The following is a 16,128-nucleotide window of genomic DNA, read 5'->3' as shown; positions in this document are numbered from 1 at the left end:
GCCGGAGGCCGGAATTAACCAACCACCATATGGTTGTCCCAGTGCTGCCGACTGGCGTAGCGGTCCGGCATCGGCTGCCAGCTGCCGTCTTCCGGACAGTAGCTGGTAACACCGCCTGCGCCCGAACTGATCAGGAAGGTGGCCGGCAGGCTGTCGCGATAGAGGCCGCAACCGTCGCTGTAGGTGACGGGATCCGCCCAGGCAGCGCTGTCCCGGTGGTAGAAATAGATCCGGCTGCCCCGGGGCGCGCTCATGGCGAGCCAGCGGCCATCCAGATCCCAGGCGACGCTGCCGAGATAGTTGCGATGCCGCTCCGGCCCCTCGGGCAGCCTCAGCAGCTGCAGCGCCCCGTCGCCCGGGCTGTGCAGCACCAGCAGTGGGACTTCCTCGGTTTCGGGGCCCTGGTACTGAAGCACGCTTGCGACCCGCCCGTCGGGGCTGATCGACAGGTGCCGGATGCTGAGCTGATGCAGTTCGGCCGCTACCCCGTAGCTGCCCAGAATCGCACCGGTTTCGCTGTCGAGGTAGGTCAGATTCGCCTGCATGCTGTCGAGGTTGAGCTTGTCGCGGCCGCGGTCGGGGTGGGTCAGGATACCGCCGTTGGCCACCACCAGGGAGCCGTTGGGGTGCAGCAGCACCTCATGGGGACCGACGCCGCCCGAGGCCCATTCTGTCTCCCTTACCATCAGGCCGTCCCGCAGGCGCCAGACGCCGATGACGCCGCGCCTGCCGTCAAAGTCGTTCTCCGTGGTGTACAGGGTGCGGCCATCGGCGCTGAAGGCCGCGTGACCGCAGAAGCGACGCCCGTCGGGGTTGTGCAGGCGCTGCAGCTGCCTGCCGTCGGGCAGGCTGTACAGGTCGACGAAAGTGCCGGGCCTGCGGGCCACCACGGCGCACCGGGTCCGGGCGGGATGCAGTGCGATACCGTGGGCGCGGTCGGGCAGCGGGTGGCTGAAGCGCGGCGCCCCCATCTCGTCGATGGCACTGAAAAAGTGGCCGCCGTTGCCGTCGTCACTGGCGGACAGCAGCAGCGGGCTTCTGTTGCCAGCCCCGACGACGGGTGTCAGGGCGAGACCCGCGCCCAGCATCAGGGTTCGGGCCAAAAAGTCGCGTCTGGTCAGCATGCGGTTCGTATCCTCCGTTAGCGCCGGGGCGGTCAGTCGCCGTCGCGGCTGTTGAAGCCGAGGCTGATGCCGAGCGCGGCGCTGACATCGCCGGCGAGCAGCGTCTGCAGGGTGTCGGTATTGGCCTGCAGCATGATCAGGCGGTTGCGGGCCGACGGCTCTGCGATGGCGCTTTCCAGCGGCTGCTCGATGCTGGCGAGCATTTCGCGGGTGGTTTGCAGCTGGGTTTCGAGGATCAGTGCAAGGTCGCCGTCCTGTTCGGCGATCAGCGACAGCAGGCCGGGCTGGCCGTCGTTGCCGTGCAGCAGCGTGGCGATAAAGTCGAGATTGGCGCGGATGTTGTCCAGCGAGCGGGCGCTGCGCCAGGATTCGGCGCGACGGTCGCGGGCGTGATCGATATCCGAACCCAGCGGCATGCCGATTTTCTGCTGGCTGATGATCTGAGCGATCTCGTCCATGGATTTGATCATCAGCTTGATGCCGCCGCGCGGGTCCAGCGCCAGCCGCCACTGGTCGGCGAATGCCGGCCATAGTGCCGCCAGTTCGGCGGCGATGCGGTGGCTGTTGCCGGCGATCGCGGCAGCCAGATCGCAGCGATAGCTGCCGGGCGCCGGCGGCGTATCGTCGAACAGCAGTCGCTCCAGCGCGCTGAGACCGCTGACGGCGATGCTGGCGTCGGCGAAGTAGGCCGGCTCCAGTGTCGCGGGGTCGGCATCGGCAATCAGTGCCCGCAGCTGGCGTGAGCCGATGTCTTTCTTGTCGGGCCAGTAGTACAGCGCCGGATGGCGGTTCTGTTCGGCCGCAGGCCCCCAGTTGATCGGCTGCAGGAACATCCAGTCGTGCAGCGTCCGGCGGTAGGCGTCGCGCACGCCGTCGAGCGTGCTGGCGTCACCGCCGCTGCAGTAGGCGTTCAGGTTGGCGGCAAGGGTTTCGCTGTCGCCTGAAAAGCGCTGGTAGGCCGGTTGTATCAGCTGCCGGGCGAGATCCGTGCTGAGCACGCGTTCGCGTTCCGGGTCGACCGACGCCGCGGCGTTTACCGCACCGAACATGAGCAGCGAGAGCGAGGCGCCCGTCAGCAAACCTTTGATTGTCATAGTGACTCCAGAAATCGAATTAACTGCCGGCGCTCATCGGCGCCGAGATTCACGACCTTTTGCCTGGCGGCGTCGGCTTCGCCGCCGTGCCAGAGAATCGCCTCCAGCAGGGTGCGTGCGCGGCCATCATGGAGGTAGCCCGCGCGCGGATCCAGGCGTTGCGCCAGGCCCAGCCCCCAGAGCGGCGGCGTGCGCCATTCGCTGCCGCTGGCGCCGTATTCCCCGAAGCCGTCTGCCAGCTGTGGGCCCATATCGTGCAGCAGCAGGTCGCTGTAGGGCCAGATACGCTGGCCGCCCAGTCCCTGGGGCGCGTCTTCGGCCGTATGCAGGCTGGGCTGGTGACAGGCGGCGCAGCCGGCCCGGTGGAACAGGGCCTTGCCGGCCAGCACCTGCGGATCCGCGGCGTCGTTGCGCACCGGCGGCGCCAGGTGGCGGCTGTAAAAGAGTATCAGGTCGGTGACGGTGGCGGCGGCTTCCAGACCCTGCTGGGCGTCGGTATTGCCGTGGGGGGCTTCGCGGCACGGGCGCTGCGCCTCGGTGCAGTCGCCCCAGGGCGACGGGAAGAGGGCGTTGCCGATGCCGATGTCCCCGGCCAGCGCACTGTCGTTCTGATCGGCGAGGGTGGCGTTGCCGGCCTTCCAGCCGAAGCGTCCCGGCAGAACGGCCTGCTCGCGAGTGCTCCAGACGAGGTTTTGCCGTCCGGAAATGCCGTCGCCGTCGCGATCATCCGGGTCCGCCAGCGCATCGAGCGCGGCCTGCGGCACCGCTTCCAGAAGACCCAGCCCGATCATCGGCGGTGCCAGTCGCGGTGACAGCTGCAGATCCGGCGCCGGTGCGCCGTATGCGGGGTCGAGGATGCGGTAGGAGGGGCGGCGCATCGCCACCTCGGTGCCGTCCGCGAGCCGCAGGCTGAAGTCGCGGTAGGCGATACCCAGGCGTCCCTCCGGCGGCACTGTCTGCACGCTGAATGTCTGCAGCTGCCGGCCGTAATTGGGGTCGGGAACGGCGGCGAGGAGGCCGGCTTCCATCTGTCGGCGCTGTTCGGCATCGGGCGTACGGCCAAGACGCAGAAAAAGGGAGACGGCGGGGTCGTCCGGGTTTTTCGGGGGGTGGCCGCGTCCGTTGCGCACATGACAGGCGCTGCAGGCGCGGGCGTTGAACAGCGGGCCGAGGCCGTCACTCGCGGTGGTCGAGGAGGGCGAGGCGATCCAGAGCTTCTCGAACAGGCTTTGGCCGACGAGAAAATCCAGCTTCTGCTCCAGCGACAGAGTGGCGGAAGGGTTGGAAAACGCCGCGCGGATGCTGGTCACCGGCTGGCTGGTGGTGCCGCCGGGCTGTTCCTCGCCCGCTGCGGGCGCCGGCGGCAGGGCCAGGGCTAAGGGCGTGCTCAGCAGTAGCGGCGCCAGCAGCCAGGGGCTGATCCTGGCGAGGCACAGGCGGGAGCTGCGGGATAACGGTCGCGTCATGGGCCGGGAGCGAAAAAGCGTCGCCCGGGGGCCGGAAAAACCGGCGCCCGGGCGTGCTGAGGTTGCGGAACGGGCTTACTGGACAGCGGACGGGTTGTCCAGGCTGTCGGAGCCTTCGATGCTGATCTCGCCGCTGCCGATGGCCTTGACGGCCTTTTCCAGCGAGCGGGTCTGGTTGGTGAGCCCGTCGACGAAATTCTGCACCAGCTGGTTGCCGCTGTCGTTGCCGGCCGCAATCAGCACGTCGAAGGTCTGGCCCTTGCCGGCGGCGTCGACCATGGCCTGGGCGGCCTGCTGGGTGGCCTCCAGGTTGGCGATGATCTCGCGATCGAGCTCGGGATCGGCGGAGCGGATCAGGTCCGACAGGCTGGCGCCTTCGATCTTGCTGCCGTCGATGCGGCTGTACTCGCCGCGGTACACGTTCTGGATGCCCTTGGCATCGTAGAAGTGCGACCAGTGGGTATTGTCGGAGAAGCAGTCGTGCTCCTCTTCCGGGTCGTGCAGCATCAGGCCGAGCTTGGTGCGCTCGCCGGCCAGTTCGCCGTAGGAGAGCGAGCCCATGCCGGTCAGCATCGTCGACAGGCCACCGGCTTCGCCTTTCTCGAGCAGGGCCTTGCGGGCGTCGCCGTCGGCGCTCCAGGCGGTGGTCATGTCGGCGAGATCGTCGATCAGCAGTTCGGTGGCGACTCTCAGGTACTGGCCGCGACGCTCGCAGTTGCCGCCGCTGCAGTTGGCGTGGTCGAAGTCGCTGGCGGGGCGGTTGCCGGCTCCGGGATTGGTGCCGTTCAGGTCCTGCCCCCAGAGCAGGAATTCGATGGCGTGGTAGCCGGTGGCGACATTGGCCTCGACTTCTTCGGCCTCGTGCAGCTGCTGCAGCAGTTGCTTGGTGATTTCGGCGGCATCGACGGACTCGCCGTTCAGGGTCAGCGTCGGGTTTGCGATGATGTTGGCGGTGTACAGCGGGTTTTCGTCGGATTCCTCACCGTAACGGTCAGTGGCGACGTAGTCGATCAGGCCTTCGTCCAGCGGCCAGGCGTTCACTTTGCCCTCCCAGTCGTCGACGATGGCGTTGCCGAAGCGGTAAACCTCGGTTTGCTGGTAGGGTACGCGTGCCGCGATCCAGGCGTCGCGGGCGGCCTTGAGGTTGGCATCGGTCGGTTCGGCCAGCAGGGCATCGATCTTTTCCAGCAGTGCGCGCGCGCGGGTCAAACTGTCTTCGTAGCCGGCCAGGGCGATGTCGGCGTAGTTTTTCACCACGGCGTTGGCGGCAACGGTGTCCGCCGCCTGAACCTGGGACAGGGTGGTCAGGCCGACCGCCACTGCGACGAGGGTGCGCTTGAGCATGCTGAAAATCTCCTGCAGTCCGTAAAGGTGATCAGCAGTCTAAAACTAATGCAAATCGTTATCAATTAGATTTTGGCGCTTCGATGACGTTATATTGCGTTCAGTCCTCGCCCTGCTTGCGGTAAGCGCTGGGGGCGACGCCGGTCCAGTGCTTGAAGGCGCGGGTGAATGCCGAAGGCTCGGAGAAGCCCAGTTGGCGCGCGATACTGGCAACCGGTTCGTTGGGCTGGCTGAGCAGGTGGATGGCGGTGTCGCGGCGCAGGCTGTCCTTGATCTCCTGGAAGCTGGTTTCTTCCTCGGTCAGTTTGCGGCGCAGGGTTCGGGTGGTGGTATGCATGGCGTCGGCGATCTCGTCCATGGTGGCCGTGCCGAGGGATTCGGATTCCTCCAGCAGCCCCAGCACCCGCCGCGTGCAGGTAGGGTAGTACGCCTGCCGGCTGAACCAGTCCAGCGGCGCGCGCTGCAGGTAGCTGCGCAGGTTGGCGATGGTCTGAACCACCGGTGAGTCGAGATATTCCTTGTCGAATTCGAAGCCGTTGAAGGTCTGGTTATGGAACACGGGAGCCGGGTACATCAGGCGATACTCGGCGGCATGGGCCGGCTGTGAAAAGCTGAAACAGACCCGCTGCAGCGGTATGCGCCTGCCTATCATCCAGCTCGGAAAGCGGTGCCAGATCATCAGCAGGAATTCGGTCAGGGTATGGTCCCGGTCCAGTTCCGGCGCGGCCAGCTCGAGACTGAAGCGCACCCGGTCTTCCCGTTCCTCGAACTGGAAACGCACACTCTCGTTGATCAGGTTGTAGAAGTGGCTGCTGCGGTGGTAGACCGATCTCAGACTGGTTCCGCCGAGGGCGTGGCTGGCCATCAGCGCGAAGGTGCCGAAGCGGCTGCGGCGTCGGGTCAGGTGCAGGAACTCGTCATCGCCCAGGCGCCACAATCCCTGGACCAGTGCCGCCAGCTGATGGGGGGTGATACGCACTTGCTCGTTATGCAGCAGGTCGCGGGACAGGTTGGCCTGCGCCAGCACCGTTTCGCCATCATAGCCCTGACGCTCCAGCGCAGAGAGAAAGGTGCGGGCATAATGGATCGAAATTGAATAACGGGAAAAGCTCATGTCCGTATCGGGTATCTGTAGTGATTTTCGAGGGCGTTTCCTGCAGCCAAGTTTAATCGCTGTGTCCGTATATGTTAACTAATCGGCTTTGTTTGTCATTGTTGCTTCCTTAACCCTGGGGCAGACTCGAATCTGGTTTTTGTTCCGTATAAACAGGCAGGGACGGCTGTTTGATTGCCTGGTTAACAAGAAGGGTGGAGAGCATCATGATGTATCAAGGACGGGCGGTAAGCCTGCAAATCGCCGAAGCCGGTATTGCCGAACTCGTATTCGACGCCCAGGGTGCGTCTGTCAATTCCCTCACCAGCGAGGTGTTCGAGGAGGTCGCGGCTGCGCTCGAGCAGCTCAAGGGCGCCAGCGGTATCCAGGGCCTGCTGATCCGCAGCGAAAAATCCAACTTCATTGTCGGTGCGGATATCCCGGAGCTCGCCGGCCGTGCCCGGCAGGGCAGCGCCGCGCTGAAGCCCTGGATGGACGAGGTGCACCGGATACTCTGTGATATCGAGAGCCTGCCGTACCCGACCGTGGCAGCCATGAACGGTCTGGCGCTCGGCGGCGGCTTCGAGGTGGCGCTGGCGGCGGATTTTCGCGTGCTGGCCGCCGACGGCCGTGTCGGTCTGCCCGAAGTCAATCTGGGACTGTTCCCGGGCTGGGGCGGTACCGTGCGCCTGAGCCGTCTGATCGGCGCCGAGCCTGCACTGTCCTGGATTCTCGGTGGCCGCCCGCAGAAGGCGGAAAGTGCGCGACAGCAGGGCGCGGTGGACGCCGTTGCCGAACCGCAGGCGCTCATCGGGCGTGCGCTGGAGTTGTTGCGCGAAAAGATCGCCGGCGCTGTCGACCTGGCGCCGGTGCGGGCGCGCAAGCAGGAGCCCAGGGACCTGGACGCGGCGCTTGGCGAGAGTCTCGGCGCCAAGCTGGACCCGAGATATCCTGCCGCCCCGACCGCGCTGGCGCTGGTGCAGCGTCATCTGGCGCTGCCGTTCGCCGAAGCGCTGACCGCTGAACGCGATGCCTTCCTCGAGCTGCTGCAGAGCGATTCGGCCCAGGCGCTCATCGGTCTGTTCCTGAACGACCAGGTGCTCAAACGCAAGGCCAGGCAGGCGCAGAAAAAGGCCTCGACCGTCGCCAGGGCGGGCGTGCTGGGCGCCGGTATCATGGGCGGTGGCATAGCCTTCCAGTCCGCCAGCACCGGCACTCCGGCGCTGATGAAGGATATCCGCGACGAGGCGCTGGATCTTGGCATGCGCACCGCGGGCAAGCTGCTCGACCGGCAGGTCGAGAAGGGGCGTCTGGACGAGGCGGGCAAGGCAAAGGTACTGGCCGCGATCGAGCCGACGCTAGAGTACAGCGGTTTCGACAACGTCGACCTGGTGGTCGAGGCGGTGGTCGAGAACCCGAAAATCAAGGCCGCGGTGCTGTCCGAAGTGGAAAACGCGCTGGCCGCCGACGCCATTCTGACCTCCAATACCTCGACCATCTCGATCAACCGCCTGGCCGAGTCGCTGCAGCGTCCGCAGCAGTTCTGCGGCATGCACTTCTTCAATCCGGTACACCTGATGCAGCTGGTCGAAGTGATTCGCGGCCGCGATACCAGCGAGCAGACGCTGGCCACCACCGTTGCTTACGCGGTAGCGATGGGCAAGACGCCGATCGTGGTCAATGACTGCCCGGGCTTCCTCGTCAACCGTATCCTGTTCCCTTACCTGAACGGCTTCAACCGTCTGCTGCTCGACGGCGTCGACTTCCAGCGTATCGACCGGGTCATGGAGGCCTTCGGCTGGCCGATGGGACCGGCGTACCTGATGGACGTGATCGGTCTGGACACCTGCGTCCACGCCGACGAGGTGATGATCGAGGGCTTCCCGGAGCGCATGGGTCACGACGGCGCCGTGATCTGCGAGCAGCTGGTCGAGGGCGGCGATCTCGGTCAGAAGAGCGGCAGCGGCTTCTACACCTACGGCACCGACGAGAACGGCCGCCGTACCCGCGAGCCGTCGGACCGCGCCCAGCAGCTGATCGATGCCGCCAAGGGGCCGGTCGTCGAGTTGAGCGACCAGGACATCATCGACCGCATGATGATCCCGATGTGCATGGAGGCGGTTCGCTGCCTCGAGGACGGCATCGCCGATACCGCGGCCGAAGTCGACATGGGTCTGATTCTTGGCCTGGGCTTCCCGCGCTTCCGTGGCGGTGCGCTGCGCTACGTCGACAGCCTGGGTCTGCAGAACTTCTGCGACCTGGTCGAGCGCCACGCCGGCAGCGGTCCGCTGTACCGTGTCACCGACGGTCTGCGTGAAAAGGCCGCGAAGGGAGAACGCTTCTTCGGGTGATCCGGTCTGGGGTTACGGGTTACGGGTGACCCGTAACCCGTAACCCGTAACCCGTAACCCGTAACCCGTAACCCGTAACCCGTAACCCGTAACCCGTAACCCGTAACCCACAACCCGTAACCCGCCCACTCACCACTCACCAGTCAGTCCCCTTTGCTTTCGAGCCCGGCCCTCTCTACAATGCGCCCCTGCTTCTGGTACCCCTGTCGCTTGCGATAAGGGTTTAATCGGGAAGCCGGTGCGTCTGTCGTGTCTTTTGCCACGTATGACAAAGCCGGCACTGCCCCCGCAACGGTAGGCGAACCGAAAGCTAGCCGCTTTCAGGAACCGTGATATGCCACTGTGCTCCTGTGCATGGGAAGGCGCGGTTCCGGGCCCAAGGGATCCCCTGGGGTCGTTCGCAAGTCCGGAGACCGGCCACAAGCACTGTCGGCGCAGCGGAGGGCTGCCTGCGACGCGCGGCGCTTTCGGTGTCCGCGTGCCCGCGTCTGTCCTTTCCGCCGCCGGATCTTCTATGCATGCCGTGCGGGTGAGCACGGAAAGGAAACCTCCAGATGAAACAACTTTCGCTGCCGGCGGTGCTGCTGCTTGGCTCCAGCGGCGTTTTTGCCGATACCGGTACCGCCCTCGCTCCGGTCGTCGTGACCGCCACCCGAACCGCCCAGACCGCCGACGCGACCCTGGCGCCGGTCACCGTCATCACCCGTGAGGAAATCGAACGCAGTTCGGCGCAGATGCTGCCGGAGGTTCTGCGAGGCGTACCCGGTCTGACGCTGAGCAACACCGGTGGTCCGGGCAAGGAAACGTCCATTTTCCTGCGCGGCACCAACTCCAATCACGTACTGGTGCTGATCGACGGCATCAAGGTCGGTTCTGTCACCACCGGCAAGGTGGCGATCCAGGATCTGCCGCTGAGCCAGGTCGAGCGCATCGAGCTCGTACGTGGTCCGCGCTCGAGCCTCTACGGCTCCGAAGCGATCGGCGGCGTGATTCAGATCTTCACACGCAGGGGCGGCGGTGATCTCAAGCCGCGCGCAAGCCTGACACTGGGCTCGCACGACACTCTTGAAGGCAGCCTGGGACTGTCCGGCGGCAGCGATGCGGGCTGGTTCAACCTTGGCCTCGGCGGTCTCGACACCGACGGCTTCGACGCCAGGCGCGATGCCGAACCCGACGACGATGGCTACCGCAACCAGTCGGTATCGCTGCGGGCCGGACGCACGCTCGGCGAGCGCACCGAGGTCGAGATGAACTGGCTTCGTACCGAAGCGGACGTCGAATACGATGGCTTCTACAACGAGTCCGAATCCGAGCAGCAGGTGCTGGGCGCGCGCCTCAAAACGATGCTCAGCGAGCGCTGGGACTCGACGTTGCAACTGGGGCGCAGCTGGGACGAGTCGGACAATTTCAGCGATGGCGTCTTCATGTCGCGCTACGACACGCGCCGCGACAGCGCCAGCTGGCAGAACGACATCGCCGTTGGCGACGATCTGCTGACCCTGGGGCTGGACTACCAGAACGACGAGCTCGACAGCAGCGAAGCCTACGATACCCGCGAGCGCGATAACCGCGGCGCCTTCGGTCAGTACCAGTTCGACCTTGGCGCTCACGAACTGATCGCTGCGCTGAGGTACGACGACAACGAGCAGTTCGGCCACCAGAGCACCGGCAGCCTGGGCTGGGGATACGACCTGGACCGGTCGCTGCGACTGGTCGCCAGCTACGGTACCGCCTTCAGAGCGCCGAGCTTCAACGAGCTCTACTTCCCCAACTACGGTACGCCGGACCTGCCGCCGGAGGAGTCGGAGAACCTCGAGGTCGGCCTGCAGGGGCGTCATGCCTATGGCTCCTGGTCTCTGTCGCTGTTTCAGAACGATATCGACAACCTGATCAGCTCGGTGCTGGTCGATCCGGCGACCTACAGCTATCGTGCGGCGAGCATCGATTCCGCCCGTATTCGCGGCCTGGAGGCGGTGTATGCGGTCGCGTACCAAAGCTGGAGCCTGAGCGCCAACCTGCTGCTCAGCGACCCCGAGGACCGTGACGACGGCTCGCAGCTGCGCCGGCGCGCCCGACGGGTGCTGAACGTCGATCTGGACCGCCGCTTCGGCGACCTGACGGTCGGCGGTGTCTTTCATGCCGAGAGCCGGCGCCCGGATGGCAGCGTCACCCTCGCAGGCTATGGCACCTTCGATCTGCGCGCGAACTACCGCCTGGCGGCCGACTGGACCTTCGGTGCCAGGGTAGCGAACCTGTTCGACAAGGACTACGAGACCGCTGCCGGGTATAACCAGGACGATCGCGCCTACTACGTCACCCTCGGCTACGCGCCCCGATAAAGGACGGTTCCCATGCTGCAACTCAGTTCCCGCGCCCGCTTAGGTCTGGGCCTGGGGCTGGCGTTGCTGATGCTCGCGACCCGCGGGCATCACTTCGCCAGCCTGGAAAATCTGCCCAGCGCGTCCTGGTCGGTGTTCTTTCTCGCCGGTTTCTACCTGCGCTCGAAATGGGCCTTCCTGGCGCTAATGGTCGAGGCTGTACTGCTCGACGTTGTGGCCGTCGGATTCCAGGGTGTCTCCGACTTCTGCGTCAGCGCCGCTTACCCGATGCTGCTGCCGGCCTACGGTGCCCTGTTTCTCGGCGGTCGCTGGTTTGCCGGCCAATACCGGCCGCAGCTGTCTGCGCTGCTGCCGCTGGTCCTCTCGGTGCTGGTGGCGTCCAGCCTGTGTCAGCTGATCTCCAGCGGCTCCTTTTACTTCTTTTCGGGGCGCTTCGCCGACCCGACGCTGGCGGAGCTCGGGCAGCGACTGCTGCGTTACGGCCCCCGCAGTCTGGCGTCGATGGGGTTCTATATCGGTACCGCCGCGCTGCTCCACGCCGCCGTACTCGCGGCGACGGGTAGCGGGGCGCCCAATGCACGCCGGGAGTCCGACGCATGAGCGAAACTGAAAAGCACAAGTCACGGATGCAGCGCAAGAAAGCGGTGGTCGATGCGGCCATCGCCCGCGCCGATGAGATAAGGGGTATCGTGCTGGTGCTGACCGGCAACGGCAAGGGCAAGAGCAGCTCCGCCTTCGGCATGGTGGCCAGGGCGCTCGGGCACGATCAGCAGGTCGGGGTGGTGCAGTTCATCAAGGGGGCTTTCAGCACCGGGGAGGAGGCGTTCTTTCGCCGCCTGCCGGCTGTACGCTACCACGTGATGGGTGAGGGCTTCACCTGGGAAACCCAGGACCGCGAGCGTGACGTGCAGGCAGCCCAGGCGGCGTTCGCGACGGCCTGTGAGCTGATGCGCGACCCTGCCATCAACCTGGTGGTGCTGGATGAACTCAACATAGCGCTGAAATACCGCTACCTTGAAATCGACGCCCTGATTGCCGCGCTCCAGGCGAGACCTGCGCATCAGAACGTGGTGATCACCGGTCGCGGCGCGCCCGCCGAACTGATCGAACTGGCCGACACCGTGACCGAGATGGGCGATGTCAAGCATGCCTTTCGCGCCGGGGTCGCGGCTCAGCCGGGCATCGAGCTCTGAGGGTATGGCGAACCCATCGCCTGCCGAACGGCGACGCACAAGGACGACTCCGGCATGACCTGCGACGATACCGCCTTCACACAGGACGAGCGTGACGCCATTTACCGCGCGATCCGCGAACGCCGGGATATGCGGCACTTCAAGCCGGATCCGGTCGAGCCCGCCGTGCTGGCGCGTCTGCTCGAGGCCGCGCACTGTGCGCCGAGTGTCGGGCTGATGCAGCCCTGGCGCTTTATCCGTATCCGCGATGCGGAGCTGCGCCAGCAGCTGGCCGAGCTGGTGGATCTGGAACGGCAGTGCACCGCCCGGGCACTCGGCGAGCGGGAGGAAGAGTTCCTGCGCCTCAAGGTCGAGGGCGTGCGCGAATGCGGTGAGCTGCTGGTGGCCGCCTTGATGGACGGGCGCGAAGGTCATGTATTCGGTCGCCGTACCCTGCCGGAAATGGATCTGGCCTCGGTGGCCTGTGCCATTCAGAACCTCTGGCTTGCCGCCCGCGCCGAGGGCCTCGGCATGGGCTGGGTTTCGCTGTTCGATCCCGAGGCCCTGGCGGCGTTGCTGGAAATGCCCCCGGGCAGCCAGCCGGTGGCGTTGCTCTGTCTTGGCCATGTGGATGCCTTCTACACCCGGCCCATGCTGGTCGAGGAGGGATGGGCCGAGCCACGTCCGCTGGAAGAACTGCTGTTCACCGATGGCTGGGGGCGATGACCGTACTGCTGATGCTGGTCGGCTGTGCGCTGGACTGGCGGCTTGGCGAGCCTGCATTGCGCTGGCATCCGCTGGTGGCGTTCGGGCGCCTCGTCGACCGGGTCGAAGCGCTGCTGCTGCGACCGGCACAGGGGCCCTGGCGGCAGACGCTCGCCGGTTTTCTCGGCTGGCTGCTGCTGGTCGCCCCCTGGACGTTGCTCGCGGCGCTGCTGCTGCGCTGGCCGGCGCTGTACCTGCCGGCGTCGGTGCTGGGGCTCTATTGGGCGCTGGGTTTTCGCAGTTTGCATGAACATGCACAACCCGTAATTGCTGCTTTGAAAAGTGGTAATGAGACGATGGCTAGGGATCGTGCATCGCTTATAGTTAGTCGAGATGCTTCACAAATGAATATTGAGGCCTCGACGATTGAGTCGATTCTGGAGAACGGTCTCGATGCCGTATTCGGTGCCTTGTTCTGGTTCGTCGTTGCCGGGTTGCCCGGTGTCGTGCTGTACCGCCTGGCGAATACCCTGGATGCACGCTGGGGATATCGAACGCCAAGGTACCGATACTTCGGCTGGTGCGCGGCCCGTATCGATGATCTGCTCAACTGGGTGCCGGCGCGGCTGACGGCACTGAGTTATGCTCTGCTCGGCTCGACCGGAACGGCGCTTCGCTGCTGGCGGCAGCAGGCGCCGGGCTGCGAGAGCCCCAACGGCGGGCCCGTTATGGCGTCGGGGGCCGGTGCCCTGGAGTTGCGCCTCGGCGGGCCGGCCTGCTACCACGGGATACTCAAGGCCAAGCCCTGGCTGGGGAACGGAGCCGCGCCGCAGGCGGAGGATATCGAGCGTGCGTTGAAGCTGGTGCGCAATGCGCTGTTGCTGTGGCTCAGTGTCGGCCTGGTGCTGGCCGGTTATATGACTTGGAGTACCCATGCTTGAGCACGGCGGCCGGCTGCGTCAGGCGGTGGCGCGTTACGGCGGTGTAGCGGCGGACTGGCTGGATCTGTCCACCGGGCTCAATCCACACGGCTATCCGGTAGCGGCGCTGCCGCCGGCGAGCTGGGCGCGGTTGCCCGAACCGGACGACGGCCTCGAAGATGTTGCGCGGGACTACTACGGTTGCGACGCCCTGTTGCCGGTCGCGGGGTCGCAGTCGGCGATACAGATGCTGCCCTGGCTGAGGTCGCGCTCGAGGGTATCCGTGATGGAGCCGGGGTACCGGGAGCATTTCGAGAGCTGGCGGCGCGCCGGCCATGAGGTCGAGGGCGTCTCTGTGGCGGAGCTTCGCCGGCGGCTGCCGGACAGCGACGTGCTGGTGCTGATTCATCCGGGGAATCCGGACGGCAGCCGCTTCGGCCGTGACGAGCTGCTCGACTGGCATGGCGTATTGGCCGGGCGTGGCGGCTGGCTGGTGGTCGACGAAGCCTTTATCGACACCGAGCCCGGGCTGAGCCTGGCGGCAGCGACCGGCAGGCCAGGGCTGATCGTGCTGCGATCGGTCGGCAAGTTTTTCGGACTGGCCGGCATTCGAGTCGGTTTCGTACTGTCCGACCTTTCTTTGCTCGAGGCCCTGAAGGAACGGCTTGGGCCCTGGGCGGTTTCGGGCCCCGGGCGTGAAGCGGCGCGTATGGCGCTTGCCGATCTTGACTGGCAGCGACAGACCCGCGAGCGCCTTGTCGTCGAGGGCGGGCGACTGCGGCGCCTGTTGACCGAAAACGGGCTGGCCCCGGCCGGCGGTTGCAGTCTCTTTCAATGGGTCCGGCACGCGGATGCCGCCGCAATTCACGAGCAGCTGGCGGTCAGGGCCATCCTGACCCGCCTGTTCGACAGGCCTGCGAGCCTGCGCTTCGGTCTGCCGCCCGACGAGACCGGCTGGTGCCGGCTGCAAAACGCACTGAGGAATATAGCAGGATGACAGCAACCACCCTGATGGTGCAGGGCACCACCTCCGACGCCGGCAAAAGCACCCTGGTCGCAGGACTGTGCCGGGTGCTGGCGCGGCGCGGCCTGCAGGTGGCGCCGTTCAAGCCGCAGAACATGGCGCTCAACAGCGCCGTCACGGTCGATGGTGGCGAAATCGGGCGGGCCCAGGCTGTGCAGGCGCAGGCCTGCGGACTGGCGCCCCATACCGACATGAATCCGGTGTTGCTGAAACCCAACAGCGATACCGGCGCCCAGGTCATCATTCATGGCCGGGCGGTGGCCAATATGGAAGCGGCTTTCTATCACGACTACAAGCGGGTGGCGATGACGGCGGTGCTCGAGTCCCACGCGCGCCTGTGTCGGCAATACCAGGCGGTGATCGTCGAGGGCGCGGGCTCGCCGGCGGAAATTAACCTGCGCGATCGCGATATCGCCAATATGGGGTTTGCCGAGGCGGTCGACTGCCCGGTGATCCTGATCGCCGATATCGACCGTGGCGGTGTCTTCGCGCATCTGGTCGGTACCCTGGAGCTGCTGAGCGAGTCCGAGCGTGATCGGGTCGCGGGGTTCGTTATCAATCGCTTTCGCGGCGATATCGCGCTGCTGCAGTCCGGCCTCGACTGGCTCGAGGCCCGCACCGGCAAGCCGGTGCTCGGCGTGCTGCCCTATCTGCACGGGCTGCACCTCGAAGCCGAAGACGCGCTGCCGCGCGAGGCGCAACCGAAGCCCGCGGCATCTTTCCGCGTGCAGGTACCGGCGCTGCCCCATATCAGCAACCACACCGACTTCGACCCGCTGCGCCTGCATCCCAGGATCGAGTTCGAATACATCGGACCCGGCGCCACCCCCGGGCCTGCCGATCTGATCGTGCTGCCGGGGTCGAAGTCTGTGCGCAGCGATCTGGCCTGGCTGCGCGATCAGGGCTGGGAGGCACATATCCGTCGCCATCTGCGCTATGGCGGCAAACTCATCGGTGTCTGCGGCGGTTACCAGATGCTGGGCAACCGGCTGCACGACCCGCACGGCGTCGAAGGCGCGCCAGGCAGCTGCGACGGGCTGGGACTGCTGGCACTGGAAACCCGGCTGGAGCCGCACAAGCAGCTGCGCAACGTCGCGGGTGTGCTGGCGTTGGACGGGACGCCGGTCAGGGGATACGAGATCCACGCAGGTGTCACCGAGGGGGCAGCCCTGACGCGCCCCGCGCTGAAGCTGGAGCAGGGGCCCGATGGTGCCGTCAGTGAGGATGGCCAGGTGATGGGGACGTATCTGCACGGCCTGTTCGACAGCAGTGTCGCCTGCGACAGCCTGCTGTGCTGGGCGGGGCTGATGGATGCCGCAACGCCGGACTACGACGCACTGCGGGAGGCGGGTATCGATCGCCTGGCGGATACCCTGGAGCAGCACCTGGACCTGGCCGCCATCGACCGGTTGCTGGGGTTGGACTAACCCGGGCAGCGCGGCTTCTTTTCTTTGGTAGGAGCCCACTCCGTGGGCGAACCCGTGAGGCACCGGAGA

The 16,128-nt window shown here is 65.9% G+C and carries 13 protein-coding genes and 1 riboswitch; of the genes, 8 read left to right on the top strand and 5 right to left on the bottom strand.

Features of this window, described 5'->3' with window-relative positions:
* Positions 1-14: 14 nt before the first annotated feature.
* From IEX85_RS10320 to IEX85_RS10300, 5 genes are all read right to left on the bottom strand, one after another.
* On the bottom strand, positions 15-1,124 hold the full coding sequence (locus IEX85_RS10320; RefSeq protein WP_188860497.1) for a DUF1513 domain-containing protein: 1,110 nt from the start codon (positions 1,122-1,124) through the stop codon (positions 15-17).
* 32 nt (positions 1,125-1,156) lie between these two features.
* Positions 1,157-2,218 carry an imelysin family protein gene (locus tag IEX85_RS10315; protein WP_188860496.1) on the bottom strand — a complete coding sequence of 354 codons (1,062 nt, stop codon included), beginning with the start codon at positions 2,216-2,218 and terminating at the stop codon, positions 1,157-1,159.
* Positions 2,215-3,684, bottom strand: a complete 1,470-nt coding sequence (locus tag IEX85_RS10310; protein WP_188860495.1) for a di-heme oxidoreductase family protein — start codon at positions 3,682-3,684, stop codon at positions 2,215-2,217. The genes IEX85_RS10315 and IEX85_RS10310 overlap by 4 nt, the downstream gene beginning before the upstream one ends.
* A gap of 75 nt (positions 3,685-3,759) precedes the next feature.
* Entirely contained in the window at positions 3,760-5,028 is a 1,269-nt protein-coding gene (locus tag IEX85_RS10305) for an imelysin family protein (protein WP_188860494.1), read from the bottom strand.
* A gap of 100 nt (positions 5,029-5,128) precedes the next feature.
* On the bottom strand, positions 5,129-6,142 hold the full coding sequence (locus IEX85_RS10300) for an AraC family transcriptional regulator (RefSeq protein WP_188860493.1): 1,014 nt from the start codon (positions 6,140-6,142) through the stop codon (positions 5,129-5,131).
* A 206-nt stretch (positions 6,143-6,348) separates the two neighbouring features.
* Here IEX85_RS10300 and fadB point away from each other — a divergent pair, with 206 nt between their 5' ends.
* The 8 genes from fadB to IEX85_RS10260 all read left to right on the top strand — a co-directional run bounded on the left by fadB (position 6,349) and on the right by IEX85_RS10260 (position 16,059).
* Positions 6,349-8,472 (top strand): fatty acid oxidation complex subunit alpha FadB, encoded by a 2,124-nt coding sequence (gene fadB / locus IEX85_RS10295; RefSeq protein ID WP_188860492.1) that lies wholly within the window; start codon positions 6,349-6,351, stop codon positions 8,470-8,472.
* Between the two features lie 178 nt (positions 8,473-8,650).
* A riboswitch (cobalamin riboswitch) is annotated at positions 8,651-8,908 on the top strand.
* A 118-nt stretch (positions 8,909-9,026) separates the two neighbouring features.
* Positions 9,027-10,811: a TonB-dependent vitamin B12 receptor gene (gene btuB, locus IEX85_RS10290; RefSeq protein ID WP_188860491.1), complete on the top strand. Its 1,785-nt coding sequence runs from the start codon at positions 9,027-9,029 to the stop codon at positions 10,809-10,811.
* 12 nt (positions 10,812-10,823) lie between these two features.
* Positions 10,824-11,411, top strand: a complete 588-nt coding sequence (locus IEX85_RS10285) for a hypothetical protein (protein WP_188860490.1) — start codon at positions 10,824-10,826, stop codon at positions 11,409-11,411.
* Complete coding sequence (gene cobO, locus IEX85_RS10280) at positions 11,408-12,004, top strand: cob(I)yrinic acid a,c-diamide adenosyltransferase (protein ID WP_188860489.1); 597 nt, start codon at positions 11,408-11,410, stop codon at positions 12,002-12,004. The genes IEX85_RS10285 and cobO overlap by 4 nt, the downstream gene beginning before the upstream one ends.
* 54 nt (positions 12,005-12,058) lie before the next feature.
* Positions 12,059-12,709, top strand: coding sequence for a 5,6-dimethylbenzimidazole synthase (gene bluB / locus IEX85_RS10275; protein WP_188860488.1), 651 nt, complete (start codon positions 12,059-12,061; stop codon positions 12,707-12,709).
* Entirely contained in the window at positions 12,706-13,629 is a 924-nt protein-coding gene (cbiB, locus tag IEX85_RS10270) for an adenosylcobinamide-phosphate synthase CbiB (protein ID WP_188860487.1), read from the top strand. Before bluB ends, cbiB begins: the two co-directional genes overlap by 4 nt.
* Positions 13,622-14,605, top strand: a complete 984-nt coding sequence (cobD, locus tag IEX85_RS10265) for a threonine-phosphate decarboxylase CobD (protein WP_188860486.1) — start codon at positions 13,622-13,624, stop codon at positions 14,603-14,605. The genes cbiB and cobD overlap by 8 nt, the downstream gene beginning before the upstream one ends.
* Positions 14,602-16,059 (top strand): cobyric acid synthase, encoded by a 1,458-nt coding sequence (locus tag IEX85_RS10260; RefSeq protein WP_188860485.1) that lies wholly within the window; start codon positions 14,602-14,604, stop codon positions 16,057-16,059. The genes cobD and IEX85_RS10260 overlap by 4 nt, the downstream gene beginning before the upstream one ends.
* The last annotated feature ends 69 nt before the right edge of the window (positions 16,060-16,128 follow it).

Origin of the sequence: Marinobacterium nitratireducens, assembly GCF_014645375.1 — a bacterium.
Taxonomy (GTDB): domain Bacteria; phylum Pseudomonadota; class Gammaproteobacteria; order Pseudomonadales; family Balneatricaceae; genus Marinobacterium_A; species Marinobacterium_A nitratireducens.
This window is presented reverse-complemented; position numbering and strand designations above follow the sequence as displayed.

What these genes read in the sequence shown, in the direction of transcription:
- IEX85_RS10320 (WP_188860497.1), bottom strand. Translation starts at nt 1,124, where the DNA reads ATGCTGACCAGACGCGACTTTTTGGCCCGAACCCTGATGCTGGGCGCG.
- IEX85_RS10315 (WP_188860496.1), bottom strand. Translation starts at nt 2,218, where the DNA reads ATGACAATCAAAGGTTTGCTGACGGGCGCCTCGCTCTCGCTGCTCATG.
- IEX85_RS10310 (WP_188860495.1), bottom strand. Translation starts at nt 3,684, where the DNA reads ATGACGCGACCGTTATCCCGCAGCTCCCGCCTGTGCCTCGCCAGGATC.
- IEX85_RS10305 (WP_188860494.1), bottom strand. Translation starts at nt 5,028, where the DNA reads ATGCTCAAGCGCACCCTCGTCGCAGTGGCGGTCGGCCTGACCACCCTG.
- IEX85_RS10300 (WP_188860493.1), bottom strand. Translation starts at nt 6,142, where the DNA reads ATGAGCTTTTCCCGTTATTCAATTTCGATCCATTATGCCCGCACCTTT.
- fadB (WP_188860492.1), top strand. Translation starts at nt 6,349, where the DNA reads ATGATGTATCAAGGACGGGCGGTAAGCCTGCAAATCGCCGAAGCCGGT.
- btuB (WP_188860491.1), top strand. Translation starts at nt 9,027, where the DNA reads ATGAAACAACTTTCGCTGCCGGCGGTGCTGCTGCTTGGCTCCAGCGGC.
- IEX85_RS10285 (WP_188860490.1), top strand. Translation starts at nt 10,824, where the DNA reads ATGCTGCAACTCAGTTCCCGCGCCCGCTTAGGTCTGGGCCTGGGGCTG.
- cobO (WP_188860489.1), top strand. Translation starts at nt 11,408, where the DNA reads ATGAGCGAAACTGAAAAGCACAAGTCACGGATGCAGCGCAAGAAAGCG.
- bluB (WP_188860488.1), top strand. Translation starts at nt 12,059, where the DNA reads ATGACCTGCGACGATACCGCCTTCACACAGGACGAGCGTGACGCCATT.
- cbiB (WP_188860487.1), top strand. Translation starts at nt 12,706, where the DNA reads ATGACCGTACTGCTGATGCTGGTCGGCTGTGCGCTGGACTGGCGGCTT.
- cobD (WP_188860486.1), top strand. Translation starts at nt 13,622, where the DNA reads ATGCTTGAGCACGGCGGCCGGCTGCGTCAGGCGGTGGCGCGTTACGGC.
- IEX85_RS10260 (WP_188860485.1), top strand. Translation starts at nt 14,602, where the DNA reads ATGACAGCAACCACCCTGATGGTGCAGGGCACCACCTCCGACGCCGGC.